Consider the following 20,317-nt stretch of genomic DNA (forward strand, 5'->3'; position numbering starts at 1 on the left):
TATCAACACTTGTTATTCAACAGCAATTACTTCAACAGTCTTCTTTTTAATTTCTCGATGAAGCCCATCTCCCACCCCTTCCCCCAATGATGAATTAGATAAGTTTCCTCCTCTATATAAGAGTACATTAACTGTTTTCTATCGTGCGACTTAGCATAAGGGTTATACGGATAAAAATACTGCCATGGCAGCTGGTTAATTCCTTCTGCATTTTTCTTGACACACGTATTTGCTACTTCTGGCGCTATTAGAAAGGGTTTATTATCGTTATGACGCTGCTCTATCAATTCGATAGCATTATTAAAAAAATGATGCCCTGCAATACCGCCTACAACAGCAGTATTAAGCCTATCTTTGTCTTCATAACCCAAAAAGCATTGATTATCGAGCAGGGGCTCGAGTGACTTTACCACCTCCATATCGACATCTAGATAGATACCACCATGGTCTCGCAATACAATCATGCGTACGTAATCAGATAAGAAAGCCCATCGCTTCTTATCAATACAGTATTTAATATATGTATTATTTGTATCAATATTTTGCTCATTCCATTCAATCACTTCAAAGTCCGGCATATGTACTCGCCAGCTTTTCAGACACTCTTTGTATAGGAAAGTCATTTCATTCCCACCAAACCAACAAAAATGTATTTTTTTAGGAATCATAACTCACCGAATTTTGTTACCAAATTTAATTAAATAATATGGATAGTCTTTAAAATACCGTTTTGATAACCGACGGGGCTCCTTAAATATTCTGTAAAGCCACCTTAAGTGCAGCGTATTCACAAGTTCCGGGTAATAATCCAGCCCCTTCGCTTCTACAAGTTGATCTAAGTAACCGCCACACGTAAAGCCAGTACCTTTCCAGCCACTCTCCCTCATATCAAGAAGCACCCGTTCCTGCTTACCAGCCCCCATACCAACAATTAGGATATCAGTAGAATTTGATTGCTTAAGAAATAATTTATATTCATCGTCGCTATTAAAATAACCTGATCGAGCTAGCACTACCTGCAAACCTGGATACTTGATTTCTAAAAGCATTTTGGCTTTCTGGATATTATCTTCAGTGCCACCCACTAATGTTACCGTGGAGTTCTGCTGCAACGCATGATTGAACACAACAGGAGCAAGTGACGTATCATCAAAGCTAGTGCGCGTTATTTTTTTATTTTTGAAGAGACGCGCATAAATAACAATTGCGATTCCATCCGCGTAAAACTTTATCTTTGCGCACTCTTCGCTACTCAACTCCTGAGCAACCACTCCCAAAGAAAAAGGATTGATAAAACTACAATCAACCCCCTTCTCTTGTTGAAACTCCCTTTCTAACTTAACCATCATTCTTCACCGCATGTATTTTAGAAACTAAAGATGTTAACTATTAAACTTAACAGCCTCTCTCCAGTCGATGACTAAAAAGCCGAATTTCTTATTGACAACATACAATGCCACCACATTTTGTATCAACAAGCATAGTAGTAATGACAGCGCAGCACCATTAGCATTATACATGGGAATGAGCAACAGCGATGCTAGCCCGCCAATCACTACAGACCAAATGAGAATATTCCTTGCGGATTTTTGTTCACCCGCCATTAGCAGCAGTAATATGATAGACCCGGTCATAACATTTATCAATTGAGCAACCACCAAGATCCTTAGTACGCTACTTGCACCGCTGTAATCCGATCCAAATAGCCCCAGCACGGCTTCTGGCCACACAAGAAATACTGCCGCAGGTATGAATGCGGCACACGTCATTTGAAAAGCACTTTTCTGAGCTAACTCTCTTAGATTTTTTTGATCATTCTCATGCTGCAGTCTGGCAAATCTTGGCCCAAGAATACTATCGTAGACCGTTAAAATGAAACCAATAATCATTGCCAGCCTCAGCCCTAGGCTAAATATCGCAACATCGCGTTCATCGTGAAAAAAGCCTAGTACGATTCCAGCTCCCCACTGTGTATAGTAAAAAATGATGCCTACAAGTAAAAAATCGGGGAGACTTTTGTAAAAGCCTCTTGAAAAGCTCACTTTTTCTAGCGATACGAAGCGGCAGTCCTTGTATATTTTCAACACATACCATACAGCCAATAGTAAATAAAAAAACAAGATATACCCTAACGCCAAAACAAGCTCAAGAGCATTAAATTTATAATCAAATAGGCTACCAAGCATTACGAGAATACTCAGTATAATTGAAATACAGCCTATCTCAAAAAAACATGAAATATTTGCCCTTCCCCAACCTTTCATAAGAAAATTACATAAATAAATAACGCTATAAAGCGGAGATATGATAGCCGTTACTTTCAAACTTTCAACACCACTCTCAACTGAAGAGAATAGTACTTGAGCAATCGCAGGGGAAAAAAACCAGAGTAAAATTGAAAACAAGCAGCCTACTAAAATATTAACGAACATTGAGCGCTGATAAATCCACTTTATCTCTTCTTTATTACCATTAGAGGTTGCTATCCCCATAAACTTAAGAGTAGCTCTATCTGTTCCGAGGCTGGTAAACACTTGCCCCCCTATCATCACAGACAGGCACAGCATAAATGCGCCAAATGCTTGAACGGTTACAAATGTAGCCAAGACATAAGAGAGTAAAAAAGTCCCTCCAGCCGCGATACCCCTGGCAGAAAAGGTAGTTAGCAGCTGGCTTTTCATGACTTTTTTGACAAGCATTCTACATTTCTCTTCTAGATTTAAAGAACTAAGTATAATATATTTCGGAGATGTTTTTAGGGCTGAATCATACCTGTTTGTTTAGAAGCATGTAACACGTAACTTCTCATCACGCCACTTAACCCATTTTCGGGTAATTTATACCTAGCTATTGCGTGATGTATCAAGATGGGTTCGAAAAAAAAGCTCTCGCTGTCACGGCGAGAGCTTACATTAAGCAGACTATCTCATTGATCTACATATTATATACGAACATCATATTTTTACTCAAAAAAGATAACGCGCTCCTGCCAGCCAATACGTTCTATCAGGCAGGCTTTGGTTCCGTATGTTAGGTGCATCGCTATCAGCCAGCTCTACAAACACATCAAACGCGCTAGACACCTTATAGTACGCACCTGCTGCCCAGGCATTGCTTTCTTTACCTTTATCCCGGTCTACGTTGTAGTAGTCTGCTGCAAATGCCCAAGGGCCGACGGTATAAGTGGCGCCAACGCCTGCAGTGTCGAACCCTCCTCCGTAGGTGTCACTATCCGCTTGCGTTTCCACCCCAAGGCGTGCAGACAACTGATCAGTGATGTCATAGGCCCCTATTAAGCCATAGAGCATTTCACCATTACCACCGCCGCGCACGGCATTTTCTACCGCACCCAGCCCGACTTTAAACGGGCCATGCTGATAGCGAACACCGCCCTGCGCAGCAACGACGTCACCCTCACTGCGCTGCTCTGCGCTCACCAGACCTCGCTCACTGTAGTGCTTCAATTGTAGGAAGCCAGTGAAGCCGCTCAACTCTGGCGTGTTATAACCTATGGCGTCCCCCCTTGATTGCAGGCCAGTTGAGTTAAAGAGCAAGCCCCGGTCTAGATATACGTCAAAGGGCGCCGACACAAATTGGTAGTAAAGGCTATCGAAGTTACCAGCCTGCAGGGTTCCATAACGTTTGCTTGCTAATCCAATATAGCTCTGACGAGTCTCCTTAAAACCGCTATCGCGCTCATCGCCAGAGAACCGCCACTCTAAACGCCCGAAAGCAGTTAGATCCGATGTCACCGCATGGCTCATTCGAAACCCTAGGCGTGAATAGACGTCCACAAATTCAATGCCGTTATTTATCTTGTTACCTGCAAGATCAAACTCAGGGCCGCCACCTGCAATCCCCATGGCAATACGACCATAGATATCTAGCTGTGTACCGTCTTGATTATAAAGCGGTGTGGCTTGAGCTGCCGAGATCCAAAAACTGCCGCTGACTACAACGGCTAACAGCCTCTTTTTCATTATCACTATCCCTTACCTTTATTTTATGAGCATTTTTTTAATATTTTTGCATAAAAGCAATGTTATATTATTTCTTAAAATACAGAAAGATGCTATAGATTTCCGACCATCACTAACATCTACTTTACAGCCTTTCATATATACAAAAAAACCGGCCTCATAAGAGGCCGGTTCTATTGGTTCTGCTAGGCAGCTACCCTTAAAGCAAGGTGGTTAAACCAAGCTTAGAAGTGGTAACGAGCGCCTGTCAGCCAGTATACGTCGTCAGTCAGGTCGCCAACTACGTCACCTAGATTGGTGTCGCTGTTGATGCGGTTAGATGCATCAGCATCAGCGACTTCTAGGAATACGTCGAAGCTGCTAGAAACGTTGTAATAGCTACCCAGTGCCCAGGATTTGCTGGTTTCTTCACCGTCACGCTCGACGTTGTAGAAATCACCAGTGAATGCCCAAGGACCGGTGGTGAAAGTACCACCTAGGCCAACTTTGTCGTAGCCATTTTCGTCGCTAGCGCCACGAAGATCGTAACCGCTGTTGTTTTCACGAGTTTCATAACCAAGACGTGCAGAGAACTGGTCAGTGAAGTCGTAAGAGCCGATCAGGCCGTACAGCATTTCGCCGTTACCGCCGCCACGCTTCACATCTTCAACAAAGCCTAGACCAACAGTCACAGGACCTTGTGCGTAGCGAACACCACCTTGTGGTGCTACAACACTGCCTTCGTCAGAAACTTCACCAATCTGCACGCCATTTTCATCTAGCTGATTTTCAAGCAAGCCGCGCTCACTGTAGTGTTTCAACTGCAAGAAGGCAGTGAAACCGCTCAGATCAGGCGTGTAGTAACCGATAGAGTCGCCACGCGACTGTTTCGGATGACCAGCAAATTCTAGACCACGGTCGATGTAAACATCGAACGGCAGAGAAACAAACTGGTTGTAGAAGCTGTCAAAGTTACCTGCTTGGAAAGTACCGAACTGGTCACTTTGCAAACCTAGGTACGCTTGACGAGTCTCAGAAAACGCAGAGAAGTCATTACCGTTGCGGTTACCAGACTCATCAGCACGGAAACGCCACTCAAGACGACCGAAAGCAGTCAGGTCACGAGAAACTTCGTGGCTCATGCGTAGACCAAGACGAGAGAAAACGTCTACGAATTCAGCGCCATCATCAATACGCTGACCAGCGCTGTTGAATTCAGGGCCGCCACCAGCGATACCCATGGCGATGCGGCCGTAGATATCCAGTTTAGTACCGTCTTGGTCGTATACAGTTGCTGCTTGTGCTGCAGCAGAGGCACCCAAGGCACCAACGATAGCAGTCGCTAAAAGTGTTTTTTTCATGATGTAAGTTCCTTAACTCGTATACTGTTTCGATCGTTGCTGCTCGGCTCTTAATAAGCCGGCAGGTGGCTTTTGCGGGCCATGCTCTTTTCCCATCCGCCGGTTTTTCCCGGAGGTATGCGGCATGTCCTCAACTAAGCCTTGTTATAGTCCAATGCTCGCAGGACAAACTCTATACCGGGATTCCTATGAACGCAATAGAAAAAAACAGTGTTTCTTTACTATTTGCACTTTTTTATGGAACCCCTACACCGTCACCCGGTCTCAGCCGCCCTTGAACTTCTGCTGTAAACCTAGCAATTTGTCTTCCATGCTAAGCGAGCTACGGGACTCATTGTTTTCCACATCAGGCTGCTTAGCCACCTTCTGGCGGCTTTCTTCAGCTGTCAGAGAGGGCTTTTTAGCTTGAGCTTGCTTTGGCGACTTACTTACTTTCGGCTTACCATCTTGCGACGCACTACCTTGCGGCTCACCGCGTTTTTCTGATGCATGCAATGCTGCTTGTTTATCCACATTTCCCGCAGGTTGCCCATCTAAATCAACCCGTTCAGCGCCAGCTCGGACTGCTTTGATATAGCGCGGCAGATTAACATAGTTAGCCAGGGCACGCCGTACAAGCTTGCTCGGCCATGCTTCGCGCTCAGCTAAATCTTGATGAATCCCCACTTTCAGAGGCTTAGTATGGCCTTTGAAGAACGCTTTCGGGTAGCGCTCGTACCATTCATTAAGTAGCGCGTGTGGAGAAGGTGCTTGCGGCGCTACGACAGCAGGCTGCAGTGCCAATGATTCATTTTTGTGCGTTTCATCTGGGCCTTCACTGCTTACTCGCTCTTCAGACGAATCACTAGATGACGCTTCAGCGGGATTTTCAACTTCTTCAGCTTCAGCTTCTTCAATTATCGCACTGCCTTCGGTGGCAGCGACTGCTTCGGCTGCAGGAGAGTTCTGGGACGTTGCCGCACTTGGCTCGCCCTGCGGTAGCACATTGTTGCCTACTAACTGCTTTAAGCGCTGATTTTCCTCACGCAGGGCCTGTAGCTCAGCTTGGGTGCTCTCAAGACGCTGTTCTAAATCATCTAGCATAGTTATTAAGCTGGCGGCCATAGCCTTCTCCTTTGACCTTATCAGTCGGCAGTGCGCTCGTAGACGACGAAATCGTAATTTGGTTGCCCTTCCGCTGGCTGCCCCGCTACGCGCTGCACTTCGCACCACACCCGGCCATCAATTTCCGGAAACGTGGCATCACCCTCTACGTCACAATCCACTTCTGTTATATAGAGCCTCTGAGCAAAGGGTAACGCCTGGCGATAAATCTCGCCGCCCCCCATCACCATAATCTCTTCTGCTGCCTCAATGGTGGCATGCTGGTCGGCTAGTGCAAGTGCTGCTGGAAGATCATGACAAACACGCACGCCTTCGTGAACAAACTCAGCATTACGTGTTACCACAACATTGAGCCGATTCGGCAGCGCTTTGCCAATCGATGTAAACGTTTTGCGTCCCATCACCAACGGCTTTGCCTGTGTCATACGTTTGAAGAATTTTAAATCTTCAGGCAAATACCATGGCAGTTTCCCCTCTACGCCAATGACCCTATTTCGCGCCATAGCGACAATCATAGCCACCGGCACTAATGGGTCGACGTTATTGCTCATACCGCCACCTTCGCTTTGATGTGAGGGTGCGCCTCGTATGCGTCAATTTGGATATCTTCAAACCGGAACGCAAACAAGTCGTTTATCTCTGGATTAAGCACCAGCTGCGGCGCTGCCTTCGGCGTGCGGGCCAGCTGTTCTTGTGCCTGCTCCATATGATTACTGTACAGGTGAGCGTCGCCCAGCGTATGAATAAACTCACCAGGCTGAAGGCCAGCCACCTGAGCCACCATCGTTAGCAGCAGCGCATAGCTGGCGATATTGAACGGAACACCTAAGAAAATATCGGCGCTGCGCTGATAGAGCTGGCACGACAGTTTTCCGTTAGCCACATAAAATTGGAAAAGACAGTGGCACGGCGGCAGCTGCATTTCATCTACCTGAGCAGGGTTCCAGGCAGACACAATCAACCTGCGCGACTGAGGCGTCGTGCGGATTTGTTCCAGCACCTTAGCGATTTGGTCAACGCTACCGCCCTTAGGGTCAGGCCAGCTACGCCATTGATAGCCGTAAACGGGGCCCAGATCACCGTTTTCATCTGCCCAGTCGTCCCATATCCGCACGCCGTGATCTTTTAGATAAGCGATATTAGTGTCACCTTTCAAGAACCACAGCAGCTCATGGATAATAGAGCGCAGGTGCAGCTTTTTAGTCGTCAGCAGCGGAAAGCCACGCGACAAATCAAAGCGCATCTGATGGCCAAACACGGAGCGAGTGCCCACGCCGGTGCGGTCATGGCGGTCAACGCCATGCTCTAAAACGGTCTGCATCAAGTCTAAATAGGGTTGCTCTAGCGCGGGCGTTGTAGCAGTCACAGAATTTCCAAATTAACAGGCGATGTAGCGGTTCATTTTAGGCGGAGAGGTCATAGGGGGCAATGTGTAGATCGCCCCCCGCCTGCACTCAACCTACTAATACTTACCCATTGGTACTTTGTAGTTGAACATCAACTGGCTGAGAGCGTGACCAGGCGATAATTAATAGGCCTAACGCCATCATCGGCAGCGTTAACAGCATGCCCATCGTGACCCAATCGAAAGCAATAAACCCAATATGGGCATCCGGCAGGCGAACAAACTCGACCATAAAGCGGAAAACGCCGTAGCAGACTAAGAACATGCCTGAGATAAATCCGCGTGCGGTTGGCTTGGCAGAAACCCACCACAAAATGGCGAAGAGCACCGCTCCTTCCAGTAGCGCCTCATAAAGCGCAGAGGGGTGACGCGGTTCAGGCCCCATACCTGGAAATGGCATGCCCCAGGGCAGCGACGTTAAACGCCCAGGCAGCTCATGATTAATAAAATTACCGATACGCCCCGCACCTAAACCAATCGGCACTAGCGGCGCGATAAAGTCTGTCAGCGTTAGAAATGCCATTTTTTTTCGTCTTGCGAATATCCAGGCCGCGAGCAATACGCCGAGCAGCCCGCCGTGAAAACTCATCCCGCCATCCCACACGCGGAAAATCCACAGAAGATCGGCTGACCACTGCCCCAATCCATAAAATAACGCGTAGCCCAAACGTCCACCCGCGACGACACCTATCGCACAATAGAAAAGCAAGTCGCCGATATCATCATTATTGAGACCTAAGCGTGATGCGCGCCGGCAGCCAAGCCACCAGGCCGCTACAAAACCTACTACATACATCAAGCCATACCAATGGACTTGCAGTGGGCCCAAGGAGATAGCCACTGGGTCAATCGTCGGGTAGTTAATCATTTACACTCTCTAAGCTGACTAAAAGGATCAATTATTGAGGGCCGTTCATATACCAGACAGGGCAGCACGGCTACCCCAGTGAAACCGGCAGCCACTCATGTAGAAGCATCCACTTTTATCGTGCCAGGAAACCAGTGCACGATCATATTGAGCAGTGTTTCTGGCTGGTACGGCTTGGCTAGCAGGTCATCCATACCGGCTGCTAGGCAGGCTTCGCGCCCTGCATTGTCGGCATTAGCCGTTAGCGCTACCAGCACACTTCTACCGTACTCATGTGTACGCTCATAATCGCGCCAGAGCTGGCTCGTTTCGAGCCCATCTAGCGTAGGCATAAAAATATCCATAAATACTAAATCAAACATAGTGCTTTGCTGGCGCTCAAGCGCCTCTTCCCCACTGCTTACGCCTTCCACCTGCAACCCTTGGGCCTCCAGCATTTGACTCGCCAACATCAAATTAACCGGCCCATCATCGACAACTAGCACGCGCAAATGTCGCTGCGGCGCATCAGTATCAAGCATAGGCTGACTACCCTGCTGGCCACTTTTATCGTTGTCAGCATTTTGAAGCGCCAGACTAGCGAGCAGTGACCGAATATCTGAAAGGCGCTCACCCACATCAAACACCCACTGTCGGCAGCCATTCGTCAAATCCTGCTCAGCGGTCGTATTCAGATACTCGAATAGCTTATCAGTCTCATTTTGCAGCAGCGCTAAGTAGCCAGACTTTAACCGCGATTCTTCGCGCGCCCGCTCACGTCCTGCCATTAGATGCTTCAACTGGCGCTGCTGATGCTGAATATCGTCCAATAGCGACTGCTCATGCTCTTGCTGTGTCTGTTGCGCGGCGGCACTGGCGGTTTGTGAGCAGACAATACAGGGTTCAATCTCGGCTAATACCACATTAACGCTGGCCAAGCGCTGAAGCGGGAGTTGAGACTCGTCGGCAGCCTTAAGTGGCGCGCGCCGATGTTCTGGCAGCGAACGTGACGCCGTGGCTAATAGCGCCTGACTGTGCCGCTCAAGTTCAGCAAGCTCTTGCATAAAGCGGCTATCTTTACGCCGTGCACGGGTTTTAATCAGCATCAGGAAAGCACCGACATTCAAACTACTGCCGATCAGCATTGCCAATGCCAGCCAGAGCATAGTGCTCCATGACACGTAGCTTGGCGACATCCACCACACCATCGACGCCACGGCGAGGCACAGGAATATTAGCGCTGCTTGTAAAAACAACAGTGGCCAAAGGAACGGCCATATAATGGCTTCCCAAAAATGCTCCCTTTGATAGCGTTGCGTCATCTCGCCTTCCTGATGGCCATACGGCCTGTGATAATGATACCGGCCTAAGTGTACGTCTACACTTCGTTACTGTCATGCAGGCCGTTGACTGAACGCTTTTTACTTTCTGATCTGTGAGTTTACGCTATGTGCTTAATTACGTTCGCCTGGCAACCCAGCACCTCCATGCCGTTACGTCTCATCGGCAATCGCGATGAGCTCCACGCGCGACCCACCGCACCGCTTGGCTACTGGGAAGCAAGCGCTGACGTTGCAGGCGGGCGCGATTTAGAGGCTGGCGGCTCGTGGCTGGCGGCCAAGCGAGGCGGTGTCGTGGCCGCACTGACCAATGTCCGCGACCCTCAGCTCGTCGTACCGCCCGGCGCACCAAGTAGAGGTGAGTTAGTAGCGGATGCCCTGAAATGTAATGATATTGACGAGTGGCTAACAGTGCTCAGCCAAGGCGATGCTTTACGCTATGCGGGATTTAATTTGCTCGTAGCAACACCGCAGCGCCTTTGGCTCCTGCATCGTAGCCAAGAGCACCTTACGCTCAATGAAGTGCCCCCTGGCGTGCACGGCTTATCCAACGCCAACCTTAACTCACCGTGGCCTAAGCTATTGCATGTACGCAGCGCACTTGAAAGCGCACTTGAAAACGCATTTGAAAATGCACTTGAAAACGGTTCCTCTGAAGATTGGCCCATCGCCGTTCAACAAGCGATGCAAAATCCGCAGGAAGCCGCTAACGAAGAACTGCCCGATACGGGGATAGGCCTTGCACTAGAACGCCAACTCTCCGCGGCGTTTATTGTTGGCGAGCGCTACGGCACACGCGCCACATCGTGGCTCACGCTTGATGCCCAAGGCAATATCGACATCACTGAGCAGCGCTTTGGGCCGCTGGGGCGCAATGAAGGTAAAACCTCCCTAGCACTACGCAGCAGCGTGTGATGAAGCCCTGTCTAGTCTCGCGGCGGCATCAGGTGCGACAACTGCCATTCGTCTAGACGGCTCTCAAGATGCGCATGCACCAAGGCAGGCGTATCCAACGTCATGACTTCTTTGAGCAACTGCTGGGCATCCGACATCGGCACTCGACGGATGGCTGCGCGCACTTTAGGCAGGCTGGGCGCATTCATTGAAAGACTAGTAAAGCCCATCGCCATCAGCAGCAGCGCCCCGGCCGGGTCCCCGGCCAACTCACCGCATAGCGAAATAGGTTTATTGAGCCGCTGAGCATCGTGGGAAAGCTCCTGCAAGGCGCCCAGCAGCGCTGGATGCAGCGCATCGTAAAGGCTGGATACTCGTGGATTATTGCGGTCCACCGCCAGCAAATACTGAGTAAGGTCGTTGCTACCCACGGAGAAGAAGTCGATACGCTTGGCCAAGGCGTCCATTTGATAAATGGTCGCAGGCACTTCGATCATTACCCCCACTTGAGGCCGGATGACGCTGATACCTTCCTCGCCTAGCTCCAAAATAGCGCGGTCCAGCAGGCGCAACGCCTCATCCACTTCTTCTACGTTGGTGATCATCGGAAACAGAACGTAGAGATTATCCAGATCGACCGATGCTTTTAGCATGGCGCGCAGCTGCACCATCAGCACTTCCGGGTGATCCAGCGTGACGCGCATACCGCGCCAGCCAAGAAACGGATTAGCCTCTTCAATCGGGAAGTAGGGCAAATCTTTATCGCCACCGATATCCAGCGTACGCATAACGACTGGCAGCGGCGCAAAGCCTTCTAACTGATCGCGGTAAAGGCGAGTCTGTTCTTTTTCGCCGGGGAAGCGCTCGGTAATCATAAAAGGCACTTCGGTACGATAAAGGCCTACGCCGCCTATGCGACTTTTCAGCAGCGCGGTGGCATCTACCGCAAGCCCGGTATTGACCATTAGCGGCATGGTATAGCCGTCGGGCGTTACGCTGGGCAAATCCTGCTCATGTTCCAGAAACTCGCTAAGCGCCTTCTCTTCAGCAATCAGGCTTGCGTAGCGCGCGGTCAGCTCTGGGGCTGGGCGTACAAACAAGCGGCCGCGATGGCCATCTAGCACTACGGGCGCTCCGCCTAGGCGCGGCAGCGGCAAATCCACCATACCTAGCACGGTCGGGATACCCATCGCACGGGCGACAATTGCCACATGAGAGGTGCTGGAGCCACGCACTGACACCAACCCTTTAAGCTTATCGCGAGGGACTTCACCCAGCATAGCAACGCTAATTTCATCGCCCACTAAAATGGCGTTATCGGGATAGGTTTCCGGCGTAGAGGGCGTATCTTCCTGCAGATGTGCAAGCACGCGGCGGCCTAGGTCACGAATATCTGCCGCGCGCTCACGCAGGTAGTTATCGTCAACTCGCTCTAAATACTGCACGTGACGACGCACTACATCGGCCAGAGCACCGGGCGCCCACTGCCCTTCACGAATACGCTTTTCAACTTCATCGGCTAGCGCTGCTTCGCCAAGCATCTGCTGATAAACATCAAATAGCGCCAATTCTTGAACCGATATGCGGCTTGCTAAACGCTCGGCCGCCGCGCGAATTTCGCTACGGGTTTTGCCAATGGCCTCTTTCAGGCGAGCGACTTCGTAATCCTGATCGCTAGGAACGAGATCCGGCACGCTATTCAGATCAGCTGGCGGAGTAATGACCACCGCTTCACCCATGGCCATGCCTGGCGATGCCGCAACGCCTTTAAACATTGCCTGGCCACCCGCAAGCGCCGGGCGCATTAGATTACCGGTTGCCAAGGCATGCGCTAGCACGCCGGCCAACTGGGCGGCCATCGTGACCAGAAAGGCTTCATCTTCATCATCATAACTACGTTTTTCAGCCTGCTGAACGACCAATACGCCCAGCATATGACGCTGGTGAATGATCGGCACGCCTAAGAAACTTGAATAGCGCTCTTCACCTGTGGACTCAAAATAGCGAAACTGCGGGTGAGCATGGGCATCTTCAAGATTAAGCGGCTCGCTGCGCTTGGCCACTAAACCAACCAAGCCTTCACCTAACGGCAATACGACGCGCCCCACTGCCTGAGTGCGCAGGCCAATAGTTTCCATCAATACCAGTGAATCAAGCGCTTTATCATAAAGGTAGAAGGAGCACACATCGGTCTGCATCGCTTTACGGATTCGACGTACCATCGTAGACAACGCGGCATCAAGGGTACGCGCGCCATTCACTTCCTGAATAACACGGCGCAGCACCTCAAGCATGGACGTTTTACCTTTCACTGTTATTTGCCTCGCTGAGGAATTTCTTGGCAGACTCGCGCCGCCCTAGTGTGGCAGCCAGCAGTCGCCCCATTCTTCATCCTGTGCCAGGCGCTGAACGCGGGGAGATAGCTCCCTCAGCGCACGCCGATAGACCTCTCGCTTAAAAGGCACCACTTGCCCTAGCGGATACCAATAGCTGACCCAGCGCCAACCATCAAATTCGGGCGTTGGGGTAGCCGTCATGCATATTTGGCTTTCCTGGCAACGAATTTTAAGTAAAAACCACTTCTGCTTCTGGCCTATACAGACCGGACGCGAATGTGTGCGAATCATACGTCGTGGCAGACGGTAGCGTAGCCAGCCCCGGGTGCAAGCAACAATGTCAACATCGTCGGCGGTTAAACCGATTTCCTCAAAAAGCTCACGAAAAAGCGCTTGTTGTGGTGTCTCGCTTGCATTGATGCCCCCCTGGGGAAATTGCCACGCATTCTGTCCTACCCGACGTGCCCAAAGCAGCTGCCCCTGGCTATTGGCAATGATAATGCCAACATTGGGGCGAAAGCCGTCAGCGTCGATCACGGACATCACCTTATAAATTTTCAGTTACCCCCATTTTTCCACAAGGGTGACAAGCGTATCAATACATTATAACGCCATGCGGTGAATGCTTATGCTGCGCGGGTGGGAAAGCCTGGGCGACTCTGCGATAATTCGCCCCTTTACAGACCAATACCAAGCACTTATAACCACTGATTAAAAAGGGTGAGCATCGTGAGTCTGGCCATTTTCGATTTGGATAATACGCTGCTATCCACCGACAGCGATCATGCGTGGGGTGAGTTTTTACTCGAACAAGGCGTCGTTGACCCCATTGCTTACCACGAAGCCAATGAACGCTTTATGGCCGACTACAATGCGGGCAAGCTGGATATGGCGGCCTTTTTGGAAGTGGCACTTAAACCGCTGGCCGATAATTTGCCCGAACAGCTTTCTGCTTGGCATCAGCAGTTTATGGCTAGCAAAATTGAGCCACATATTTTACCCAAAGCAGAGGAGCTGCTGGCGCGTCACCGCACCCAAGGCGACACGCTGTTGATCATTACCGCCACCAACCGCTTTATTACTGCGCCAATCGCCGAGCGACTGGGTGTGGATAACTTGATCGCCGTGAACCCTGAAGTAAAAGAGGGCCGCTACACAGGGCGTGTTTCCGGCATTCCCAGCTTTCGTGAAGGCAAAGTGACTCGCTTGAATCAGTGGCTGGAGCTCCAAGATATTTCAATGGACGGCGCTTGGTTTTACAGCGACTCGCACAATGACCTGCCTCTGCTTGAGAAAGTAGATCACCCTGTCGCGGTAGACCCCGACGACACCCTGCGCCAAGTGGCAGAAGAACGCCAATGGCGGATTATGAGTTTGCGGGACTAATATCAGCAGCCGGTAGTGACGAGTAGTCATTAACAAGCGTGGTCATTAGCAAGCGTTGCTCAGTAGCAAATACTAATAAAAAACCCCACAAGCATGGCCTGTGGGGTTCGCGTAACTTGCGCCCATATATAAGCGGCAGCTAACGGGTTTAGCCGAGCAGGTGCTCAACCGCTGCACGTTCTTCGCGCAGTTCTTTCTCGCTCGCTTTCATCTTCTCTTGGCTGAATTCGTTCAGCTCAAAGCCTTGAACGATTTCATACTTGCCACCCTGGCAACGCACTGGGTAGGAGTAGATGATACCTTCTTCGATGCCGTAGCTGCCGTCAGACGGAATCGCCATGCTGACGATACCTTTAGAACCCAGCGCCCAGTCGTGCATATGGTCGATGGCTGAAGAAGCGGCAGAGGCGGCAGAAGAGGCGCCACGTGCTTTGATGATCGCCGCGCCGCGCTGTTGCACGGTAGGGATAAAGTCGTTTTCGTACCAGTCGCGCTCAACCAAATCAGATGCCGCTTTACCGTCAACCTTGCACTGGGCAATGTCGGGGTATTGGGTGGCACTGTGGTTGCCCCAGATGATCATGTTTTCAACATCTGTCACGTGCTTGCCGGTTTTCTGTGCCAGCTGGGCCAGAGCGCGGTTGTGATCCAAACGCGTCATCGCGGTGAACTGACCGGCATTGAGATCCGGCGCGTTGCAAGAAGCAATCAGCGCGTTAGTGTTGGCGGGGTTACCCACCACTAGTACTTTAACGTCACGGCTAGCGTGGTCGTTCAGTGCTTTACCCTGGACAGAGAAGATCGCTGCATTAGCTTCCAGCAGGTCTTTACGTTCCATGCCCGGGCCACGCGGACGTGCGCCAACCAGCAGAGCGAAGTCGGCGTCTTTAAACGCGACGTTCGGGTCATCGGTCGCGACGATGTCTTTCACCAGCGGAAAGGCACAGTCGTTAACTTCCATAACCACGCCGTTCAGAGCGTCCATTGCCTGAGGAATTTCCAGAAGCTGGAGAATGACAGGCTGATCCGGCCCCAGCATGTCGCCAGCGGCGATGCGGAAAATAAGAGAGTAGCTGATCTGGCCGGCACCGCCGGTAATCGCAATACGTACTGGATCTTTCATCATTGCTCCTTGATTGGTTCGCCTAGGGATGGTTCTCGCCTGAGGAGTGGTTCAACAGAACTCAAGACGCCAAGATGGTATGCCCAGCCGGGCAAAAACTCAATCAGACATGCGACTACGACCTATTTAACCAACGCACCGTTCCCCCTCGGCTTGCTACTCGCTGAAAACACCGAGTTGCGTTATGGTGTCATCGTCTTAACGCCCTACCTGCTTGTTGCTAAGCTTTTTTTGTTACGTTGTTTGTTAAGCTTTTTATTAAGGACATGGACGCCCCCATGCGAAGAATCCCCTTTTCTTATGCCCTGGCTAGCCTACTGGTGCTGGCGCTGGTGATATGGCTCGCGTTTGGTAATTTCCAGCGTTTCCAAACAACGCCGCCAGATGCCCCCGCGCGCAGCCAAACAGGCCCGCGCGTTGAAGTGATTGAACAGCAAAGCACACCGTTTATTCCGCAGCAGATCATCCAAGGCCAGCTAACCGCCGAACGTGAAACCACTCTGCGTGCCAACTTAGCGGGCTTTGTGGCGGAGAAGCCGGTGACTCAAGGCAGTCGTGTCCAGGCGGGTGACACCTTGCTAGTGCTGGATAACGATGCTCTACCCGAGCAGTTGCAGCAAGCTCGCGACGAACTGGCAGTGGCCGAAGCGGAGTACAGCGGTGCGCGCAACCTGCGCCAGCGAGAGTTAATCTCACAGCCGGAACTGTTGCGCTTACAGAGTGCGCTCAGCGCCAGCGCCGCGTCGGTGGCACAGCTACAGAAACAACTCAATGATAGTCGCCCCACTGCGCCTTTTGATGGTGTGCTGGATCGCGTGCAGGTAGAAGTGGGTGATCTATTGCAGCCCGGTGAAGAGTGGGCCCAACTAGTGGATGACCGCCGTTTGAAGGGCGCAGCCTGGGTATCTCAACAGCAGGTAGGCGATTTGACCGAGGGTTTGCCGGTCACCGCACGGCTGCTGAATGGCGACCACCTAGAAGGCGAGCTGACCTTTATAAGTCACCGTGCCGAAGAAGCCACACGCAGCTTTTACATTGAGGCCACGTTGGATAACCCGGCCGGTAAGCGCCTAGCAGGCGCCAGTGCGGAGCTCACGATTATTCTGCCGCCTCGCCAAGTTCACACGCTCTCGCCTGCGCTACTTAGCCTAAACGGCGAAGGCCAACTGGCCGTTAAACATTTAGATGCTAACGACCAAGTGCAGCAAACCGCTGTGCAGTTGGTCAGCGCCGACATACAGCGTGCTTACGTTGCGGGCTTACCTGATCCGCTGCGCCTGATTACGCTTGGCGCTGGCATGGTGGACATCGGCGAAACAGTGACGCCGGTACCTGCTGAAGACCCCATTATTTCGCAACCGCAAGTCGGGCAGGATAGCGTTCATGCGCCAGTTGATTAATGCGGCGCTAGAGCACACCCGCACCACGCTACTGTTATTGGTGAGCCTGCTTTTGGCGGGTACCGTCGCTTGGCAGATGATCCCTAAAGAAGCCAACCCTGACGTTACGATCCCGATGATTTATGTCTCGCTGTCGCTGGAAGGCGTTAGCCCAGAAGACGGAGAACGGCTGCTCATTCGACCCATGGAGCAAGAGCTTCGCGGCATTGAAGGGCTACGCAAGTTCACCGCTCAATCCAGCGAAGGGCATGGCTCCATCACTCTGGAGTTTGATCCTGGCTTTGACCCAGACACCGCGCTGACTGACGTTCGCGACCGGGTAGATATTGCCCGTAGCGAACTACCTTCAGAAGCCGATGAACCGCGGGTAATGGAGGTCAACGTTTCAGAATTCCCGGTGTTAACGATTGGGCTTTCCGGGCAGCTGGATACCCGTGAGCGCATTACCGTTGCCAGGCGCTTGCAAGAGGAAATTGAAGGCATCGCCGATGTGCTAGAGGTCGATATTGCCGGCGACCGTGAAGACCTGCTGGAAATAGTCGTTGATCCGCTAGTGCTCGAAAGCTACGGCGTCGATTTTGATGCTCTGTTTAATCAGGTGTCGCGTAATAATCGCTTGGTCGCTGCAGGTAGTATTGATACCGGCGCCGGGCGCTTAGCGCTCAAAGTGCCGGGCATCATTGAGTCCCTTGAAGACGTCATGAATATGCCGGTCAAGGTCGAGAATGACCAGGTCGTCACTTTTGGCGACGTGGCATGGATTCAGCCTACCTATAAATCCCCCGAGGGCTTTGCCCGTATAGATGGCCAGCCAGCGGTGGTGCTAGAAGTTTCCAAGCGCGCCGGGGCGAACATCATCGCAACGATTAGCGCGGTGCGTGAGCGTTTGGCTCAAGCCGGTGATTTACTGCCCGAACAACTGAGCTTCACCACTATTTTGGATGAGTCGACCACCGTTGCCAATATGCTCTCCGAGCTATTAAACAACGTACTGACCGCCGTCGTGCTGGTGCTGATTGTGGTGGTCGCGGTGATGGGATGGCGCATGGCGCTGCTAGTCGGCCTGACGATACCAGGTGCCTTTTTAACCGGCATACTGCTGGTGTGGGCGTTTGGCTTTACGCTCAACATTGTGGTGCTGTTCGCGCTGATTTTGGTGGCCGGCATGCTGGTGGACGGCGCGATCGTGGTGAGCGAGCTTGCCGACCGCTACTTACGGGATGGCCAAACGCCTCACCAAGCGTGGCTAAACGCCGCGTCACGCATGAGCTGGCCGGTGATCGCCTCTACCGCTACCACGCTCGCAGTATTTATCCCCTTACTGTTCTGGCCAGGCGTGGTGGGTCAATTTATGAAGTACCTGCCCGCTACGGTGATTTTGTGCCTACTGGCATCGCTGGCCATGGCGTTGATATTTTTACCTACGCTGGGCCGATTGTTTACCCGCTCCGCTGCGAATCAAACAGATGCTAGCCTTGAGCCCGCCGCCACCTCATTAGGCCGCGGCTACCGGCATGTGCTCGCCCGCTTACTCAAGCATCCGGCGTGGGTGCTGCTGGTCACCGTGTTGCTGATGGTGCTGCTGTATACCGGCTATGCACGCTTTAATCACGGCGTCGATTTTTTCCCTAACGTTGAGCCTGACAGTGCCCAGGTGCTTATCCGCGCCCGCGGTGATTTCTCCGCAGAAGAGACCGATGCCATTGTCCAGCGAGTGGAAGCCAGGCTCTCGGGCCTGAGCGAAGTGAGAGCACTCTATGCGCGCTCCTTTGCGCTACCCAACGAGCAGATAGGCAATGATGTAATTGGCATGCTCCAATTCCAGTTTATAGACTGGCATGAGCGCCGCCCTGCCCGGGCTATTTTAACCGACATGGCCGATCGCGCCCGCGACATTCCTGGCATTACGCTTGAATTTCAGGAACAAGAATCGGGCCCCGGCGGCGGTAAGCCGATTGTGCTAGAAGTAAGTGCCACCAACCCCGATGTCGCCGACGCAGGGGTTGGCCAGCTCACCCAGCTAATGCGCGAGCTGGGTGGCTTTGTCGATATTCAGGACAATCGCAGCTTGCCGGGGGTCGAATGGCAGGTGAACGTGGACCGCGAGGCCGCCGCGCGCATGGGCACCGACATCACCACGATTGGTAGCGCGGTGCAACTGCTCACCACTGGCCTTCAGGTAGCGAGCTACCGGCCGCCGGAAGTCAGCGATGAGGTCGATATTCGCGTGCGCCTACCGCAACACTGGCGCTCGTTGGATCAGCTAGAGCGCCTGACCATCAACACTCAGCGTGGACAGGTGCCGATCTCGCATTTCGTGACGCTAGAGCCCGCGCCTAAAGTGGGCACGCTTAGCCGTATTGATGGCCGCCGCGCCATTACGGTTGACGCTGACCTAGCCCCGGGCTACCTCGCCGACGAACGCCTGCGCGCCCTGCTCGACGCCAGCCGCGACAGCCTACCCGATGGGCTAATGGTGAACGTTGCTGGCGAGCAGGAAGATCAGCAGGAGTCGATGCAGTTTCTGGTCAGCGCATTCTTAATCGCTATCGGCCTGATGGCGATTATTTTGGTGACCCAGTTCAACAGTTTCTATCAGGCGGGTCTGGTACTGTCAGCGATCGTTTTCTCAACCGCCGGTGTACTGATGGGCCTGCTCATAACCGGTCAGGCGTTTGGCATTGTGATGGTGGGCATGGGCGTCATTGCCCTGGCAGGCATCGTCGTCAACAACAATATTGTCTTGATTGACACCTATAACGAGCTGCGTGGCGAAGGCATGGCGCCGAGCGAGGCGGCCCTGGAAGCAGGCTGCTTGCGCTTACGCCCGGTACTGCTAACGGCGATCACCACGGTGCTGGGGCTGATGCCGATGGTACTGGGTATCAACGTCGACCTATTTACCCCTGCGCTCGGCTTTAATGCGCCTTCTGCTCAGTGGTGGACACAGATGTCCAGCGCGATTGCGGGTGGCCTCACCTTCGCCACCGCGCTCACGCTACTGCTCACCCCTTGTATGCTGGTGATTGGCGGCAAATTGCGTCGTGAATCACGAGTAGCCAGCAGCGAACGATAAGCAAGGGAGCAACAAAACGCCACGACGACAAAAGCGCCGCATGGCGGCGCCTATTAGATTGTCTGCGTTAGCTTATATAAGGGAAA

The 20,317-nt window shown here is 51.9% G+C and carries 17 protein-coding genes; 4 read left to right on the plus strand and 13 right to left on the minus strand.

Features of this window, described 5'->3' with window-relative positions:
- Positions 1-26 precede the first annotated feature (26 nt).
- From ACT3TR_RS01275 to ACT3TR_RS01320, 10 genes are all read right to left on the minus strand, one after another.
- Positions 27-668: a glycosyltransferase family 32 protein gene (locus tag ACT3TR_RS01275; RefSeq protein ID WP_193062326.1), complete on the minus strand. Its 642-nt coding sequence runs from the start codon at positions 666-668 to the stop codon at positions 27-29.
- A 3-nt stretch (positions 669-671) separates the two neighbouring features.
- On the minus strand, positions 672-1,349 hold the full coding sequence (locus ACT3TR_RS01280; RefSeq protein ID WP_444624705.1) for a WecB/TagA/CpsF family glycosyltransferase: 678 nt from the start codon (positions 1,347-1,349) through the stop codon (positions 672-674).
- Between the two features lie 33 nt (positions 1,350-1,382).
- Complete coding sequence (locus tag ACT3TR_RS01285; RefSeq protein ID WP_193062322.1) at positions 1,383-2,699, minus strand: oligosaccharide flippase family protein; 1,317 nt, start codon at positions 2,697-2,699, stop codon at positions 1,383-1,385.
- 267 nt (positions 2,700-2,966) lie between these two features.
- Positions 2,967-3,980, minus strand: a complete 1,014-nt coding sequence (locus ACT3TR_RS01290) for a porin (protein WP_444624704.1) — start codon at positions 3,978-3,980, stop codon at positions 2,967-2,969.
- A gap of 224 nt (positions 3,981-4,204) precedes the next feature.
- Positions 4,205-5,320, minus strand: coding sequence for a porin (locus ACT3TR_RS01295; RefSeq protein ID WP_444624703.1), 1,116 nt, complete (start codon positions 5,318-5,320; stop codon positions 4,205-4,207).
- 264 nt (positions 5,321-5,584) lie between these two features.
- Entirely contained in the window at positions 5,585-6,424 is an 840-nt protein-coding gene (locus tag ACT3TR_RS01300) for a ProQ/FINO family protein (RefSeq protein ID WP_444624702.1), read from the minus strand.
- Positions 6,425-6,444: 20 nt separating this feature from the next.
- Complete coding sequence (locus tag ACT3TR_RS01305; RefSeq protein WP_444624701.1) at positions 6,445-6,975, minus strand: dihydrofolate reductase; 531 nt, start codon at positions 6,973-6,975, stop codon at positions 6,445-6,447.
- Positions 6,972-7,790, minus strand: a complete 819-nt coding sequence (locus tag ACT3TR_RS01310; protein ID WP_444624700.1) for a thymidylate synthase — start codon at positions 7,788-7,790, stop codon at positions 6,972-6,974. Before ACT3TR_RS01310 ends, ACT3TR_RS01305 begins: the two co-directional genes overlap by 4 nt.
- Positions 7,791-7,893: 103 nt before the next feature.
- The gene (lgt, locus tag ACT3TR_RS01315) at positions 7,894-8,697 is read right to left on the minus strand and encodes a prolipoprotein diacylglyceryl transferase (RefSeq protein ID WP_193062310.1); all 804 of its coding nucleotides are present in this window, start codon (positions 8,695-8,697) and stop codon (positions 7,894-7,896) included.
- A 95-nt stretch (positions 8,698-8,792) separates the two neighbouring features.
- Positions 8,793-9,998, minus strand: coding sequence for a response regulator (locus ACT3TR_RS01320; RefSeq protein ID WP_193062308.1), 1,206 nt, complete (start codon positions 9,996-9,998; stop codon positions 8,793-8,795).
- Positions 9,999-10,124: 126 nt separating this feature from the next.
- Between ACT3TR_RS01320 and ACT3TR_RS01325 the strand changes: the two genes are divergently transcribed.
- A complete protein-coding gene (locus ACT3TR_RS01325) occupies positions 10,125-10,931 on the plus strand; it encodes an NRDE family protein (RefSeq protein WP_444624699.1) in 807 nt (268 codons plus the stop codon).
- An 11-nt stretch (positions 10,932-10,942) separates the two neighbouring features.
- Here ACT3TR_RS01325 and ptsP read toward each other — a convergent pair whose 3' ends face one another.
- Both ptsP and rppH read right to left on the minus strand, forming a co-directional pair.
- Positions 10,943-13,204, minus strand: a complete 2,262-nt coding sequence (gene ptsP, locus ACT3TR_RS01330) for a phosphoenolpyruvate--protein phosphotransferase (protein ID WP_193062305.1) — start codon at positions 13,202-13,204, stop codon at positions 10,943-10,945.
- Between the two features lie 63 nt (positions 13,205-13,267).
- Complete coding sequence (gene rppH / locus ACT3TR_RS01335) at positions 13,268-13,783, minus strand: RNA pyrophosphohydrolase (protein ID WP_096281226.1); 516 nt, start codon at positions 13,781-13,783, stop codon at positions 13,268-13,270.
- Between the two features lie 192 nt (positions 13,784-13,975).
- Here rppH and ACT3TR_RS01340 point away from each other — a divergent pair, with 192 nt between their 5' ends.
- Positions 13,976-14,632: an HAD family hydrolase gene (locus tag ACT3TR_RS01340; protein ID WP_441685052.1), complete on the plus strand. Its 657-nt coding sequence runs from the start codon at positions 13,976-13,978 to the stop codon at positions 14,630-14,632.
- Positions 14,633-14,780: 148 nt separating this feature from the next.
- Here the strand turns inward: ACT3TR_RS01340 and ACT3TR_RS01345 are convergent, their stop codons facing one another.
- Positions 14,781-15,755 (minus strand): malate dehydrogenase, encoded by a 975-nt coding sequence (locus ACT3TR_RS01345; protein WP_444624698.1) that lies wholly within the window; start codon positions 15,753-15,755, stop codon positions 14,781-14,783.
- Positions 15,756-16,033: 278 nt separating this feature from the next.
- Between ACT3TR_RS01345 and ACT3TR_RS01350 the strand changes: the two genes are divergently transcribed.
- Together ACT3TR_RS01350 and ACT3TR_RS01355 are read left to right on the plus strand one after the other, a co-directional pair.
- Complete coding sequence (locus ACT3TR_RS01350; RefSeq protein ID WP_192536137.1) at positions 16,034-17,155, plus strand: efflux RND transporter periplasmic adaptor subunit; 1,122 nt, start codon at positions 16,034-16,036, stop codon at positions 17,153-17,155.
- Complete coding sequence (locus ACT3TR_RS01355) at positions 17,139-20,231, plus strand: efflux RND transporter permease subunit (protein ID WP_444624697.1); 3,093 nt, start codon at positions 17,139-17,141, stop codon at positions 20,229-20,231. Before ACT3TR_RS01350 ends, ACT3TR_RS01355 begins: the two co-directional genes overlap by 17 nt.
- Positions 20,232-20,317 lie beyond the last annotated feature (86 nt).

The sequence above is a fragment of the Halomonas sp. AOP12-B1-6 genome, from assembly GCF_052379225.1.
Lineage (GTDB): Bacteria > Pseudomonadota > Gammaproteobacteria > Pseudomonadales > Halomonadaceae > Vreelandella > Vreelandella casei.